13 protein-coding genes and 1 pseudogene are annotated in these 13,783 nt (G+C 61.7%); 6 read left to right on the forward strand and 8 right to left on the reverse strand.

Annotation, left to right across the window (positions count from 1 at the left end; all coding sequences use genetic code 11):
* The first annotated feature begins 71 nt into the window (after nucleotides 1-71).
* Both HER32_RS17210 and HER32_RS17215 read left to right on the forward strand, forming a co-directional pair.
* Complete coding sequence (locus HER32_RS17210) at nucleotides 72-605, forward strand: metal-dependent hydrolase (protein WP_168682769.1); 534 nt, start codon at nucleotides 72-74, stop codon at nucleotides 603-605.
* Between the two features lie 59 nt (nucleotides 606-664).
* A complete protein-coding gene (locus HER32_RS17215) occupies nucleotides 665-1,351 on the forward strand; it encodes a TIGR02117 family protein (protein WP_168682770.1) in 687 nt (228 codons plus the stop codon).
* Between the two features lie 104 nt (nucleotides 1,352-1,455).
* Here HER32_RS17215 and HER32_RS17220 read toward each other — a convergent pair whose 3' ends face one another.
* Nucleotides 1,456-1,704 (reverse strand): hypothetical protein, encoded by a 249-nt coding sequence (locus HER32_RS17220; RefSeq protein ID WP_168682771.1) that lies wholly within the window; start codon nucleotides 1,702-1,704, stop codon nucleotides 1,456-1,458.
* Between the two features lie 264 nt (nucleotides 1,705-1,968).
* Between HER32_RS17220 and HER32_RS17225 the strand changes: the two genes are divergently transcribed.
* From HER32_RS17225 to HER32_RS17240, 4 genes and pseudogenes are all read left to right on the forward strand, one after another.
* Complete coding sequence (locus HER32_RS17225) at nucleotides 1,969-2,403, forward strand: LexA family protein (RefSeq protein ID WP_168682772.1); 435 nt, start codon at nucleotides 1,969-1,971, stop codon at nucleotides 2,401-2,403.
* Between the two features lie 2 nt (nucleotides 2,404-2,405).
* Nucleotides 2,406-2,516, forward strand: a pseudogene (locus tag HER32_RS17230) (hypothetical protein); the annotation flags it as partial.
* 560 nt (nucleotides 2,517-3,076) lie between these two features.
* Complete coding sequence (gene ltrA / locus HER32_RS17235) at nucleotides 3,077-4,801, forward strand: group II intron reverse transcriptase/maturase (RefSeq protein ID WP_168682773.1); 1,725 nt, start codon at nucleotides 3,077-3,079, stop codon at nucleotides 4,799-4,801.
* A gap of 68 nt (nucleotides 4,802-4,869) precedes the next feature.
* Nucleotides 4,870-6,066: a Y-family DNA polymerase gene (locus HER32_RS17240; protein ID WP_410503900.1), complete on the forward strand. Its 1,197-nt coding sequence runs from the start codon at nucleotides 4,870-4,872 to the stop codon at nucleotides 6,064-6,066.
* A gap of 122 nt (nucleotides 6,067-6,188) precedes the next feature.
* On the opposite strand, the gene HER32_RS17245 is transcribed toward HER32_RS17240, so the two are convergent.
* The 7 genes from HER32_RS17245 to HER32_RS17275 form a co-directional block, all read right to left on the reverse strand.
* Nucleotides 6,189-6,608, reverse strand: a complete 420-nt coding sequence (locus tag HER32_RS17245; RefSeq protein ID WP_168682775.1) for a VOC family protein — start codon at nucleotides 6,606-6,608, stop codon at nucleotides 6,189-6,191.
* A 126-nt stretch (nucleotides 6,609-6,734) separates the two neighbouring features.
* Nucleotides 6,735-9,500, reverse strand: a complete 2,766-nt coding sequence (locus HER32_RS17250; RefSeq protein ID WP_168682776.1) for a S8 family peptidase — start codon at nucleotides 9,498-9,500, stop codon at nucleotides 6,735-6,737.
* Between the two features lie 283 nt (nucleotides 9,501-9,783).
* Entirely contained in the window at nucleotides 9,784-10,023 is a 240-nt protein-coding gene (locus HER32_RS17255; protein ID WP_149070505.1) for a hypothetical protein, read from the reverse strand.
* Between the two features lie 85 nt (nucleotides 10,024-10,108).
* Nucleotides 10,109-10,855 carry a LytR/AlgR family response regulator transcription factor gene (locus HER32_RS17260; RefSeq protein WP_168682777.1) on the reverse strand — a complete coding sequence of 249 codons (747 nt, stop codon included), beginning with the start codon at nucleotides 10,853-10,855 and terminating at the stop codon, nucleotides 10,109-10,111.
* Nucleotides 10,852-11,970 (reverse strand): sensor histidine kinase, encoded by a 1,119-nt coding sequence (locus HER32_RS17265; RefSeq protein WP_168682778.1) that lies wholly within the window; start codon nucleotides 11,968-11,970, stop codon nucleotides 10,852-10,854. The genes HER32_RS17260 and HER32_RS17265 overlap by 4 nt, the downstream gene beginning before the upstream one ends.
* Nucleotides 11,971-11,985: 15 nt before the next feature.
* Entirely contained in the window at nucleotides 11,986-12,594 is a 609-nt protein-coding gene (locus tag HER32_RS17270) for a DUF7010 family protein (RefSeq protein WP_149070502.1), read from the reverse strand.
* Between the two features lie 98 nt (nucleotides 12,595-12,692).
* Nucleotides 12,693-13,649, reverse strand: a complete 957-nt coding sequence (locus tag HER32_RS17275) for an alpha/beta fold hydrolase (RefSeq protein ID WP_168682779.1) — start codon at nucleotides 13,647-13,649, stop codon at nucleotides 12,693-12,695.
* Between the last annotated feature and the right edge of the window lie 134 nt (nucleotides 13,650-13,783).

Raw genomic sequence — 13,783 nt, forward strand, 5'->3', positions numbered from 1 at the left:
GATTCGGTAGCCATTTTTCAGGGGAAATAGGGTTTCAAATGTACACTGCACCGCCGTACTTGCGGCCCGCTATGCCCACCATTTTCACCCACGCCGCCGTAGCCGTTGGCCTCGGCCGCAGCCTCTCTTCCCAGCCGCGCCCCGCGGGCTTCTGGTGGCTCCTGGCCCTGTGCGCCATCCTGCCCGATTTCGATGCCGTGACGTTCAAGCTGGGTATTCCTTACGCAAGTATGTGGGGGCACCGGGGCTTTACGCACTCCCTGGTATTTGCTGCGCTGACTGGAATTATGCTGGCCTTGCTGGCGCCGGCGCGGCTGCGCGGTACGTTGAGCCGGATAGAGCTGGCGGCTTGGCTGGCGGCAGCCACGGTTTCACACCCACTGCTGGATATGCTCACTAGTGGCGGCCTGGGGGTGGCGCTGCTGGCCCCATTTAGCGGGGAGCGGTACTTCTGGCCATGGCGCCCGGTGCGCGTTTCGCCGGTGGGGGCGGGGTTTTTCTCTTGGCGTGGGGTAGTCACGCTGCTGAGTGAGCTGCGCTGGCTGTGGCTGCCTACGCTGCTGGTCCTATTAGCTACGCGGTGGGCCCGCCGAAAAGAACAATAACTTTTGGGCTCTATCTCGTATGAGGGCTGGTCTGCTATATTCAAGCTCAACCGTTCTGAATGCCAAACACGCTAAAGAAAGTATTGAAAGGAGCCGCCTGGACGGGTGGAGGTATCGTGGGTGCAGTAGTCGTATACCTGGCTGCTTCAGCCGCGTTGTCGGCGGTGCCGGTGGGGGAGCGGAGCCAGCCTGAGACGGGCGCCATTGAGGCCTGGGTGCTGTCGAACGGGGTGCACACCGATATTGTCCTGCCCGTGCGCACCCAGTACATCGACTGGAGCCAGCTGGTGCCTTATAGCCACACCCCGGCCGCCGACAGCAGCCGGCAATACGTGGGCTTCGGCTGGGGCGACAAAGGATTTTACCTGAACACGCCTACCTGGGCCGAGCTTAAACCCAGTACCGCCGTGCGCGCCATGTTCTGGATGAGCACCACGGCCATGCATACCACCTTCCACCACCGCCCCCAGGAAGGCCCGCACTGCGTGCGTATTTACCTCACGCCGGCCGAGTATGAAAAACTCATTGGCTTTATCCGGAACAGCTTCGAGCCCGATGCCCAGGGCCGGGTGCAGCACATTGCCGGCCACAGCTACGGGCAGTACGACGCTTTTTACGAGGCCCGCCGAACCTATAACCTGTTCTACACCTGCAACACCTGGGCCAATGAGGCCCTAAAGGTGGCCAACCAGCAAGCCGCCCTCTGGACGCCCTTTGACTTCGGAATTTTCTGGCACTACCGGTAGGACCAGCGAAGCCGATGCAAAGGCGGGCAGAAAAAGAAAGCCCGGTTGGGCTGCTTTAAACACGCAGCGCCAACCGGGAAGATGAAAGAGAAATAGGCTGGAACCTAGTTCAGCCAGACTTCGGCGACGGAGCTGAAGCGGTGAGCGGCAAAAGCTCCATAAGGAGCCTCGGCATAAAACCCCAGAACGTGGACCTGGGGCTTGCCAGTGCGGACGTTGCGCCGGTATTGCACGGGGTACACATGGCCTACCTCCGGCCACTCGCCAACGTAGTCTGCGGGCCGGCTACTAGCATCAATGCACCGCGCAAACTGCTGCACGGGGGCTGGTACAGGAAACTTGACTTTCGACATATCCAAAGATACAAATACAACAGTAAACTAACAAAATTGGCGGTAAAAATATACAGGTTTATTACCAGGTAAAAAGCCATTTATTGGCTATTATTGCCTGATTAATGCTATTTTAATACCAGTTGTACAGGCGCATAGGAGAAACATACGATGTGGGTAAGCTCTTGGATTTGCTAATATTTTTAGTAAATAGCGGCGGCGTAATTCCTGCTGCTACCCATGCATCCATTGTCCTTGTATACCCTGCCCCAGCAACCGTAGGCCTTGGCGCTACCATTGCTGAGCAGCTACTTACCAGCGGGTTTTGCCTCACCCGCTGATGACTACCTGGAGGGGCACCTCGACTTAAACCAGCACCTGATCCGGCACCAGGCGGCTACCTACTTTGCCCGGGTGCGCGGCGACTCTATGCAGGAAGCCGGTATACAGGATGGCGACTTGCTAATCATCGACCGCGCCCTCACGCCCGCAAGCGGGCTGGTAGTAGTGGCCGTGGTGGATGGGGAGTTTACCGTGAAGCGGCTACGCCTGGCTAGAGGGCGGGTATGGCTGGAGCCGGCCAACCCCAGGTATCAGCCCCAGGAAATACTGCCCGGAATGAACTTCTCCGTGCGCGGGGTAGTCACCCACGTCATTCATTCCATGAACACTACTGCCAGCTTGCGTGCTGGGGATGGTAGTCAGATAACCGCTGAGTAGTTATGGTGGCGCTGGTCGATTGCAACAACTTTTACGTGTCTTGTGAGCGGGTTTTCCAGCCCCGTCTGGAGGGCCGGCCCGTGGTGGTGCTGTCGAACAACGATGGTTGCGTGCGACCTGTTGCCTGTGAACTCCATAAGCAGGCGTTCTTTAGCTCGGGCTAAAGAATAACTATCTGTCTGGTGCAGAGCCAAATTCTCTGCCGTCCTGATGAGCGGGCGAAAACGCTTTCCCCACTTGCCCGATGTGGCAACCCGGGCGGGTGAAGCGGGAAAGAAAGCGGGTACGTCGGAGACTGGCCGGCTATCCCTGCGAGTGTGAAAGTATGCGTAAGACCTTCTGAATCCATTAATCATCGTTACGTTGAACAAGCTTACCCAGTATAACAAGCTTGCCCAAAAGGGACTGGTTGTCAGGGCTTCGGTATTGCATGACCGACCGAAGCCGCTCATTCACAGCATAACCCGGTGAAACAGTGGGACGCTACGCTTTCGTGAAACAGACAGGTGGAACAGGGAAACCCCGAACCGGCTCTGCTTCGGCAGTGGGCCGCCGGCTACACGCCGGTTCGGGGCAGGATGGCGCAAGAAGCCAACGCCGCCGGGAAAGCCGGCGGATATGCCCACTTGCGCCCGTTGTGTATTGGTAAACGAAGTTAGTAACAGTCAAGACGATGGACACTGTGATGCCACAGATGGATGAATGGAAGGCCCTGCCCTGGAAGAAGCTCCAGCGTACGGTCTTCAGACTGCAAAAACGCATTTACCAGGCCAGCCGCCGGGGCGATACCCGGCAGGTGCGCCAACTCCAAAAACTACTGAGTAAGTCCCGGGCGGCCAAACTCCTGGCCGTCCGCAAAGTCACCCAGGACAACCAGGGCAAGCGCACGGCCGGCATCGACGGGGTGAAATCGCTCACCGACAAGCAACGCCTGCGGCTGGGCCGTCGGCTCTCGTTTCGGTGGGCGGCCAAACCGTTGCGACGGGTCTGGATTCCGAAGCCGGGTTCGGCCGACAAACGCCCGCTGGGCATTCCCGTCATGCGCGACCGGGCCTTGCAGGCGCTGGTCAAGCTGGCGCTGGAACCCGAATGGGAAGCCCGGTTCGAGCCCAACAGCTACGGCTTCCGGCCCGGCCGGTCGGCGCACGACGCCCTGGCGGCCATCTATACCTGCATCAACCAGCGGGCCAAGTGGGTGCTGGACGCCGACATCGAAAAGTGCTTTGACCGCATCGACCACCCGCGGCTCCTGGCCAAGGTGGATACCGTGCCCCGGTTCCGCCGCCTGCTCAAGGGCTGGCTGCGGGCCGGCGTGCTGGAGGGCGACGTGTTTCAGCCCGTCGAGGCCGGGACCCCGCAAAGCGGGGTTATCTCGCCGCTGCTGGCCAACATCGCCCTCCACGGCATGGAAACGGTCCTCCGGACGCACTTCCGACAACGGCGCATCAGCCCCACCCGCCTGAGCCCGAAAGTGACGCTGATTCGCTACGCCGACGACTTCGTGGTCCTCCACGAAGACCGCGCCGTGGTGGAAGCCTGTCAGCAACTACTCGCGGACTGGTTGGCGCCGTTGGGACTGGCCATGAAGCCCGCCAAAACCCGGCTGGTGCACACGCGGCACGCCACGGCCGAGCACCCGGCGGGCTTCGATTTCCTGGGGACCACCGTGCGGCAGTTTGTGGTGGGACGGACCCATTCGGGCAAGGACCAACAGGGGCACCTGTTGGGCTTCAAGACGTTAATCAAGCCCTCGCGCACGGCGCAGCACCGGCACGGCCAGCGGCTGCGGGACATCCTGTTTCGGCAACGGGCTTCGCCCCAACAGGCGCTGATTCGGGAGCTGAACCCGGTCATCCGGGGCTGGAGCCAGTACTACGCCGGTGTGGTGGCCAGAGACGTCTTCTCCCGCATGGACTACGTGCTCTACCACGGGCTGCGCCGCTGGGCCATGCGCCGGCACGGCGGCAAGCACCGCCGACGCATCGTGCGCAAGTACTGGCGGTTGGAGCAGGGCAGTTGGAACTTTGCCACCCCGGCCGGGGTGCAACTCCGCTACCACAGCTTCACCCGCATCCAGCGCCACGTCAAGGTGGCGGGCACCCGCTCGCCCTTTGATGGCGACTGGCCGTACTGGGGCGCGCGACTGCGGCAGTACCACGGCCTGGACCGGCGCACCTGCCTGCTGCTGAAGCAGCAAGCCGGGCGCTGCGCGTGGTGCCACCTGTGCTTCACGGACACGGATGTGCTCGAAAAGGACCACCGCGTACCCCGAATACGCGGCGGGAAGGAGGAGTTGACGAATCTACAGCTGCTGCACCGGCATTGTCACCACCAAAAGACGAAGCAGGACGGCAGCCTGGCAGCTCGCGGTAGCGGTGCACAACGAGGAGCCGTGTGAGGTGAAAGTCTCACGCACGGTTCTGAAGTGGCAGCCGGGGGAGCGATTCCCCGGCTGACCATAACCTTATTTCCCGCTCGGACGAAGCCAAACAGCTAGGTTTTGCTATGGGAGAGGCCTATTTCCAGGCGCGGGGTCGTCTGCGTGAGCACGGCGTAACGGTATTCTCCTCCAACTATCCGCTCTACGGCGATATGAGCCGGCGCGTCATGACCATCCTCTCGCAGTTTTCGCCGGAGGTAGAGGTGTACTCCATCGACGAGTCGTTTCTGAACCTGGAGGGGCTGCGCTACTGCGCCCCCGAGGGCCTGCAGGCATATGCCCATCGGATTCGGCATACCGTGCGGCAGCAAACCGGCATTCCCACGGCTATTGGCATAGCTCCCACCAAGGTGCTGGCTAAGCTGGCCAACCGGCTGGCCCGCCAACTACCGGAAACGGAGCGGGTGTGCTTGCTGGCTACGCCGGAGCAGCAACGGGCGGCGCTGGCCAGCACGCCGGTAGAAAATGTCTGGGGCATAGGTCGCCGCTACGCCGCTAAACTGCGCTTGCACCAGGTGGGCACCGCCGCCGAGCTAGCAGCAATGCCCGAAGCCTGGGTAAGGCGTCACCTGGGCGGCGTGGCCGGGGTGCGCCTGTGGCGGGAACTGCGGGGTGAGAAAACGCTTTCGTGGCATGGCGAAAATCTGCTACCCGAGGAAGGCGAAAAAAACGAGCTGGCGCGGCCAAGGCACAGCGTGATCTGCACCCGCAGCTTTGGCAAGCCGCAAACGGCGCTGGGCCCCCTGCAGGAGGCTATTGCCACCCATATGGGCCGCGCGGCCGAGAAGCTGCGGCAGCAGCAGCGGGTAGCGCATCTGCTAACCGTGCTCCTGGGCCGCGACCGATACACCGGGGAGCCCGGGCCTTACACGCTATCCACGGTAGTACCCTTGCTGGTAGCCACCAACGACACCCTGTCTTTGACCAAGGCCGCCTTGCGGGGGCTACGGCAGTTGCGCCAGCCCGGAGTGGCCTATACCCGGGCCGGGGTTCTGCTCACCGGGCTAGAGCCCGCCGGCCAGCCCCAGCTGAGCTTATTCAGCGCGGGCGAAACGGAGCAGAGCGCCGCCTTGATGTCTACCTTTGACGCCCTGAACGCGCGTTTTGGCCGCGGAACCGTGCGCTTGGCGGCCAGCGGCCTGGACCCCAGCGCCTGGCAGGGCCGCAGCGCCTTTCGTTCCCCGGCCTACACCACCGACTGGCAGCAGCTCTGGCATATTTAGGCCAGGCGTTTTCTCATCTGACTAATGCAGCTCTGGCCTAAAAGACCTATGTAACGCTTGCAATAGCCGGCCGCCTGAGTTTCTCATTTATGAACAGGTGCTTCGCCTGTTACGCCGCCCTGTCAGCTGGGCTCCCATAGCTCGAGCTTATTGCCCTCGGCGTCCAGAATGTGCACAAACTTGCCGTAGTCGTAGCTGGCAATAGCATCGAGAATGGTGACGCCGTTTTCCCGGAGTTTGGCTACCAGCCCTTCGATGTTCTGAACCCGGTAGTTGATCATCAACTCTTTCTTAGAGGGCGCGAAATAGTCGCTTCCTTTTGGAAAGGGGCTCCACTGCAGCTGGTTTACCTCATCGGGGTTGGCGGCATCCCGGGAGGCAAAGGTTGCGCCCCAGTCATTCAGCTCGAACCCCAGGTTTTGGGCGTACCAGTCCTTCATTCCCTCTGGGTTATCGGCCAGAAAGAAGATGCCACCAATGCCGGTTACCCTGGGGCTGATGAAATTACTGGCAGCAGACGCTGCGTTGTCGGTATTTTCCATTTTCCTGGTTTGTTTGCGCGACTACAAATTGCAAAAACTATTACAGGATAAGTGCTTCAAAATCTTGGAGCCCCCAGGAAGGATTTGCTGAGCCCTGGCCGCCGACCGGACTGTGCCCTGGAGCGACTAAGGGCGCACCAGCACTTTGCGCACCAGCACGCCGCCTGACCCTGTTACCCGCAGCAGGTACAAGCCGGCGGCCGAGGGAAGCTGAAACGCTTGGCGACGCTGCCCGGTCCACGTCCAGCTCCGCACCGGCCGGCCCAGAGCATCCAGCAGGGTAACCTGACGGGCAGAAAAGGCGGGTGGCACGTCTATTACCACGCGGCCCGTGGTGGGGTTGGGGTATACTTCCCACCGGGTCGCAACTGCGCCGGGCGGCCGCACGGGCGTAACGGTGCCCAGGTATTGCTGCCGGGCAACATCTGCGGTGGCCCGCAGGCTATCCAGGGAGCCACCGGCCAGCAGGGCAAAGGCCACCAGAGTAGAGTCGCCGGGGGCCAGGGCGGGCAGCTCGGCCCCTACTACGTGGGATACATCGGCACCGGTGGCCGTTTCGCCCGCGGTGGCTTGGGTAGTACCGCTGCTCAGCATCAGAAACTTCTCCGCGCTAGTGAAGCCATCAGCCAGCCGGATGGGCGAGCCTACCGGCGCATTGTTGTTAATAGCATAGCTGACGGCGGTACCGCCCTGCAGCAGCTGCACGCCGGTGTGCAGGGTGGGGGCGAGGCGGTCGTACACGTAACCCAACTGGCGCCCCGCATCCCAGGCCGCGGCGTTACGGCTGCTGGCCTGCGGCAGGTCCCAGTCCATGAACAGTCCCGCGTACAGGGGGCGCAGCGTATCGGTGGTGATGTTGGTGAGGCGGTACTCCAGCACCACGTAATTGCGGCGGAGCGAGTCGGCCCAGGCGTAGGCCCGCTGCCGCACGCGCACTCCCACCGTACTGGCCGAGGGCACGTCCTGAAAGCGCCCGGCTATTTCCTGATCCGCCTCCCGGGCCGCGGCTACAAAGCGCAAGGGCTTTACGCTCACAAAATCCTGGTCAACACTTTTGACCTCGTTCAGCAGCCGGTCCGACACGCGACTGGGCGTAGTGCCTACCAGCAGGCTGCCGCTGGACAGCAGCGGCGGGCCGTTGCGGTACGTGACGCCCTCGCCCACGGCCGGGTTGGTGGCTTCGTAGCCGATGTTGCCCTGGCTGGTAACCGATACGTGGAGGTTGCCGGCCGTGAGCGTAATAAAGCCCGGGTTCAGGGTCACCGTCACAAACTGGTCGTCCTGGTAGCCATTATCGGCTTCAAAGTGAAAGCGCAGCACTGCCATAGTGGCCTGGGGAACGTCTGGTGAGACAAATACCTCAAAGGGCTCCAGGCTGTTGCTGGCGTTGCTGAGCGTGAGCATGTCGCCCACCACTACGCTGCTGTGCAGCACGCGCAGGTAGGGGGAGGCCGTGGTCAGGGAAATGCGCAGGTTGGCCACCGGGGTAAGCACGTTTTGCAGCTCCGCCACAATCCGGGTGGTGTCATCGGGCTGGAAGCTGGGCTGGGGCTCGTAGCGCAGCTTGGTAAGCTGCACGGCGTAGAGTACCGGCTCGGTGAGGGCGCGGTGCATGTTGAGGCGGCCCGTACCCAGCTTGTGGCGGTACACGGCATTGCCAGTGACGGTGTACAGCGAATCGGTGGTCTGGCGCAGGCGCGCCATTACCTGCTCCGAGGTGTAGCCGGGAAACTGCGTGCGCACCAAGGCGGCGGCTCCGGCTACCAGCGGGGCCGAGAAAGACGAACCGCCCACGTCTACGTAGGCGCTGTCGTGGTTGAAGACGGTAGTGAAAATCTGCTGTCCGGGGGCCGATAAATCGATGTGGTAGCTGTAGGTGTTGGAGCGCCCTTTCTGGTCGTTGGGCTCCAGAGCACCTACCGACAGCACGTGCTCGTAGCTGGCCGGGTAAAAATCCAGCTCGGCATTGGTATTGCCGGCCGCGGCCACCACTACCACGTCCCGGTCCACGGCGGCGTAGGTGATGATGTCCTGCTCGTACTGCGACTTGCCCCCGGCGCCGCCCCAGGACAAGTTAATTACCTGGCAGCCGTGGTCGGCGGCGTACACAATAGCTTCGAAGCCGGCGAAAAAGCCGCTGGCCGTGCTGGGGTAAATCTTCAGGGGCAGGTACTTGCAGGAGAAGCCGGCTCCGGCTATGCCCTTGCCGTTATCGGTGCGGGCCGCCGCTACGCCCGTCACCAGAATACCGTGGCCGCGCTGGGAAGTCAGGGCGTCGGGCGAAGGGTCGTTGTCGTTGTCGGCCAGGTCCCAGCCCCGGAAGTTGTCGATGTAGCCATCCTCATCGTTGTCGATGCCGTCAATCGGGTCGTTGTAATTGCGCTTTTCCTGGCCCCTCAGGTCCTGGTGCGTAAACCGGGTGCCGGTGTCCAGAACGCCGATAACCACGTTGGTGTCGCCCTTCGACACGTCCCAGGCGCGGTAGGCGCTTACTTTTTTCAGGTAGTACTGCACATTTTTGGTGCGGGTAGAGTCGGCGTAGGGGTCGTTGGGCTGGTAGAGCGGCTCCCGCTGGTAAAGCGGCTCCACGTACTCCACCAGGCCGGTTTGCAGCAGCAGCGTCCGGGCTTTGGCAAAGGAAACCTCGGCCGGGTACTCGGCCTGGTAAATCAGCTGCAGGTCGACGGCTGGCTTTTTCCGGGCCAGCGGGCCGCGGGCGTGCGGAAACTTTGGCCGCACCGCCGTAGCGCCCAGCTGGCGCACGGCCTTTTGCCAAGCCGGGCTGGTGAGGCGCTGGCCCGCGGAGAGCCCGCCCGTGGCCGCCTTTAGTCGGAAAACCAGTACCCCAGGTGCAGTGGGGGAGACTGTTTGGGCCGAGGCTGCACTTGGCAAAAGCCAAATCAGCGCCCAAAGGAAAGCAGACAGAACAGGTAGCCGTGGCAGCATATAGGTGGGGAATTCAGTATGAAAATATACGGGGTAATTGCCGTACCAAGGTCAACTATGTACGGGCTTTTCGCTAAAGCAGGCAGTTTTCTCTGCGAGTTAGTTTGTGGCTCATCCTGAATAATTTATGCCTGGCGAAAGCGCGGATGAAACAGATAAAAAAATCCTGCCTCAGTACCATCGTACCAAGGCAGGATTGTGCCGGGAACAGGCAGCCGCCGACGCGGGGTTAGTTGTTCTTAGACCGTTTCACGGTCTTGAATTTGTTGGGATTCCGGGAGTTCATATCAATGCCCAGTCCCAAACTGGATTCGCCCGGCTTGCGCTGAGCTTTCTTGTTGTGAGGGTTGCTCTTTTCCGTTTTGAAAGAAGATGCGGGGCGGGCCTTAGGGGTATGTAGGGCTTCGCGGTCCTGGGAGCAGGAAGCCAGCAGAAGCAGACAGCCGAAGAAGGGTAGAAGCAGTTTCATAAATGCTGCAGTACAAAAAATGAGCCAGTACCACTCCAGGTACCTACTGCCGTGTACTGCGGAAGTCAGCAAAAAGATACATAATCTACAGGCTCAGCATTTCCCGAAACCGCACCGACTGCTGCCGCGAAACTTCCACGGCGGGGCCGCCGCGCAGGTGAATTTTCAGCGAGTTGCTAAACCAGGGCTCAATCCGCTCCACCCACTTCAGGTTGATAATCTGCTGGCGGTTGGCGCGGAAAAACACGCGGGCATCGAGGCGCTGCTCCAGGTGCTGCAAGGTGCGCGGAATCAGGGGGCGGTGCTGGTCGAAATACACCTGGGTATAGCTGCCATTGATTTCGAACAGGCGAATGTCGGCCAGGCGCACAAACCAGCACTGCTCCCCATCCTTTACAAACACCTGGTCCTGCTCCGTGAGTGGGGGCAGCGCCGGCTCCTCCAGGGCCGAAGCGGCCCCGCGCGCCGCCGTTGCCGCCCCAGCCACCTTGGCCTGCGCCTTAGCCAGGGCCGCCGCCAGGCGGTTTTCCTGAATGGGCTTGAGCAAGTAGTCCAGGGCGTTTACCTCAAAAGCCCGTAGCGCGTACTCGTCGTAGGCCGTGGTGAAGACGACGTGGGGCGCCTTTTCCAGCGAAGCCAGCAGCTCAAACCCGGTTTCGCCGGGCATATGAATATCCAGAAACAGCAGATCCGGCTGCGTTTGCAGCAGCAAGGCCCGGGCCTCGCCGGCGTGGCGGGCTTCCCCCACAATCTGCACCTCCGGAAAAGACCGTAGCAGGTGGCGCAGCTCGGTGCGGGCCAGGCGGGAGTCGTCAACTAACAGCGCGTTCATACAGCGGCAGGGTGGGAAAAGGATGGTGAAGCCGCAGTGGGCGCGTGGACTGGGAGCTGCAGGCAGGCTACCACCGTATCGGGCTGGGTAGGGTCGTTTTGAATAACCAGCTGGGCAGCCTGGCCGAACAGCAAAGCCAGCCGCTCGCGGGCATTGCGCACACCCACGCCCGGGTGGTCCGGCTGGGGCGCGTACTGGCCCGTGTTGCGTACCCGCACGTGCAGGGTGCCGGAGTCGTTGAGCTGGGCCGTGAGTTGCACAAAGCCCCCGGCGGGCCGGGGGGCCACGCCGTGCTTGATGGCGTTTTCCACCAGCAGCTGCAGCGTCATGGGCGGAATGGGCACGTGCAGGGCGGCGGGGTCCACATCCAGGGTGTAGTGCAGCCGCTCTTCCAGCTGCATGGCCTCCAGCTGCAGGTAGTGCTCCACAATTTCCAGCTCCCGGCCCAGGGGCACCTGCTCGGCGCTGTTGAGCTGAATAGAGTAGCGCAACAGGTCTGAAAGGTGGGTAATCATGTCGCGGGCGCGGCCGGGGTCTTCCATCACTAGGGCGCGGATGTTGTTGAGGCCATTGAACATGAAGTGCGGGTTGATCTGGGCCTTGAGGGTGCGCATTTCGGCTTCCTGCACGGCGGCGGCCAGCTTCCACTTATCTACCTCGGCCTGCCGGAAGCTGCTCAGGTAGTGCCAGCCAAAGTAAAATCCTTCCCAGAGCCAGAGCAGAAAGTTCACGTTGAACACGTAGAACACAAACTGCCCCCAGCCGTGGGGCCGGCCATCATCGGTGGGCCGGATCAGGAAGTAGATAATGGCCCAGATGATGACCTGGCTGAGCACGGCGAGCAGTACGTTCAGCACCAGCAGGCGGCTGAGCAGGGGCACCGGCGCCAGCTTCACCCAGCCACTGGCCCGCAGGTGGTAGCGCAGTCCGTGGCTGATGAGTACCAGTGGCGCCACAATGGCCAGCTGCATGAGCAAGAGCTTCCCGCTAAGGGGCGTCATCAAACTGAACATAGCTATGTTCAGCAATAGATACAGGCCCCAACCCAGGGCCTGCAGGCGCCAGTACAACCGGCCGGGCGCGGGCACTGCCGCGTAAGATTTCAGAGCAGCCATGCAGGTTCTCAACCGTTAAGCCGCTGCCAGTTGGCCCGGGCTTAGCTGGGTGTAGGCCGCCCGCTGCCGGCAGTAAGCCCAGTACAGCAAGCCCGCCAGCACTAGCAGCATAGCCGCGACAAAAGCCGGCACCAGATAAAGCGTGGGGCCGGCCGTGCGCAGTCCAATCACCAAACAGCCCACCGAAATTACCCCCGCCAGCACAGCGTAGGCGCGGGTATTGTAAAACCAGGCGTACGGAAAGAAATGCGCGCCCGTGATGATGCCGTACGTCATGATAAAATACGCCGGGTACTTGCTGAAGATGAAGATCAGAAACGGGAAGTAGAAGAGCTGGGCAATGTTCAGCCACAAACCCAGGGGCTGCAAAGGGTTGTGCGGCAGCTTCCAGTTGGTGCGCAGGAGCCGGGAAAGCAGCCAGGCCAGCGGCAGCGTGAGGGGGCCAACAAAAAAGGTGATAAGCCCCTTTTGCGCTACCGGGCCGGGCAGCAGCCACACCCCCGTAATAGCCACCCACACGGCACTGGCCGCCAGGATGAAGTCGAGGCCATTTTTGGCTTTCACCGATACTTCGAGCCGCAGCACGGCAAATTCGTGCTCGAAAGGAGTAGCGTAGTTTTCCATAACGTAGGCGCTGGGGTTTTTTAAGCAGAGAAAACGATTCGACCAAACGAGGACATTGCTGGCCTGCGGCCAGGCCAGCAATGCCGCAAGATGGCGAGTTACTTTTTTGCTACCGCCTGCTCCCGCAGAAACGCGTCGGCCTGTTGGAAAAACCACTGCGTATCGTCGTACATAAGAAAGTGCTTGCCGGCCTCCGACATTTCCACGCGGTGCCGGGGTAACTGGGCGTATTGCTGCTCGAAAATAGCGCGGGTGCTTTCTTTGGTCGAGCCATAGGCCTGGTAGGCAGCCCAGGCCCCCAGCACCAGCACGGGCTGCTGAATGCGCGCTACCTCGGGGCGCAGGTCGGTGGTGTACATGTCGTACATGGCCTGGGCCACGGTAGCGGGGTCGGAGGCCAGGCCCCAGCGCGTTACCTGGGTAATGCGGGCCGTGTCCGTAACAAGGCCGCTCACCATCTGGCGCTGCTGGGCAGGCTGGGCCTTGCTCTTGCTCATCTGCTGGCGCATGCCCTCGGCCATGGGGCGCACCATCTCTACCGTGGCGGCCGGGTTCTGCACAGCGCCGATAAACGGCAGCGAATCGACAATAACCAGGGGGCCGACGGCTTCCGGGCGGGTGCTGCTCATCCAAAGGGCTACGAACCCACCCAGGCTGTGCCCCACTACGGTGGGCTTGGTAAGCTTTTGGGTTTGGATGTAGGTCAGGAGCTGGTCGCGCACGTTCTGCAGCAGCTGGCTGGTGCTGGCCGGCGCCGCCGTGCCCCCAAAGCCCGCCAGCGACACAATGTGGCACTGGTACTGCTTCTGGTAGTGAGCCACGGTTTCGTCCCACACCGCGCCGGGACAGGTCAGGCCCGGAATCAGGAGCATGGGCTGGCCTTTGCCCACCACGCGCACCGTAAAGCCAGGGTGCGCAGCGGGATTATCGGGCGTGGCGGTGGCTTGCTCGGATGTGAAATGCAAGGCAGCCGCGGCGGAGTTCGGGGCACTGAAAGCAGCACCGGCCAGCAGGAGGGCGGCGCAAACAGGGCGGAGGGCAGTGGTAAGTTTCATAGGAAGTAGGGCGTTGTGGCTGATTGATAAATCAAACCTAGCACCCCGGCCCTCCTGCCTGAAACTACTTTTCCACGAACGGTAAATACCCCGGCCGAACTGCCGAAAAGCCCCGGCGAACGGCACCACGGATT

Origin of the sequence: Hymenobacter sp. BT18, from assembly GCF_012273015.1 — a bacterium.
Lineage (GTDB): Bacteria > Bacteroidota > Bacteroidia > Cytophagales > Hymenobacteraceae > Hymenobacter > Hymenobacter lutimineralis.

Excerpts from the sequence above, each read along its gene's own strand:
- HER32_RS17220 (WP_168682771.1), bottom strand. The coding sequence starts at position 1,704 with ATGTCGAAAGTCAAGTTTCCTGTACCAGCCCCCGTGCAGCAGTTTGCG.
- HER32_RS17215 (WP_168682770.1), top strand. The coding sequence starts at position 665 with ATGCCAAACACGCTAAAGAAAGTATTGAAAGGAGCCGCCTGGACGGGT.
- ltrA (WP_168682773.1), top strand. The coding sequence starts at position 3,077 with ATGGACACTGTGATGCCACAGATGGATGAATGGAAGGCCCTGCCCTGG.
- HER32_RS17260 (WP_168682777.1), bottom strand. The coding sequence starts at position 10,855 with ATGAACGCGCTGTTAGTTGACGACTCCCGCCTGGCCCGCACCGAGCTG.
- HER32_RS17265 (WP_168682778.1), bottom strand. The coding sequence starts at position 11,970 with ATGGCTGCTCTGAAATCTTACGCGGCAGTGCCCGCGCCCGGCCGGTTG.
- HER32_RS17275 (WP_168682779.1), bottom strand. The coding sequence starts at position 13,649 with ATGAAACTTACCACTGCCCTCCGCCCTGTTTGCGCCGCCCTCCTGCTG.
- HER32_RS17270 (WP_149070502.1), bottom strand. The coding sequence starts at position 12,594 with ATGGAAAACTACGCTACTCCTTTCGAGCACGAATTTGCCGTGCTGCGG.
- HER32_RS17210 (WP_168682769.1), top strand. The coding sequence starts at position 72 with ATGCCCACCATTTTCACCCACGCCGCCGTAGCCGTTGGCCTCGGCCGC.
- HER32_RS17245 (WP_168682775.1), bottom strand. The coding sequence starts at position 6,608 with ATGGAAAATACCGACAACGCAGCGTCTGCTGCCAGTAATTTCATCAGC.
- HER32_RS17255 (WP_149070505.1), bottom strand. The coding sequence starts at position 10,023 with ATGAAACTGCTTCTACCCTTCTTCGGCTGTCTGCTTCTGCTGGCTTCC.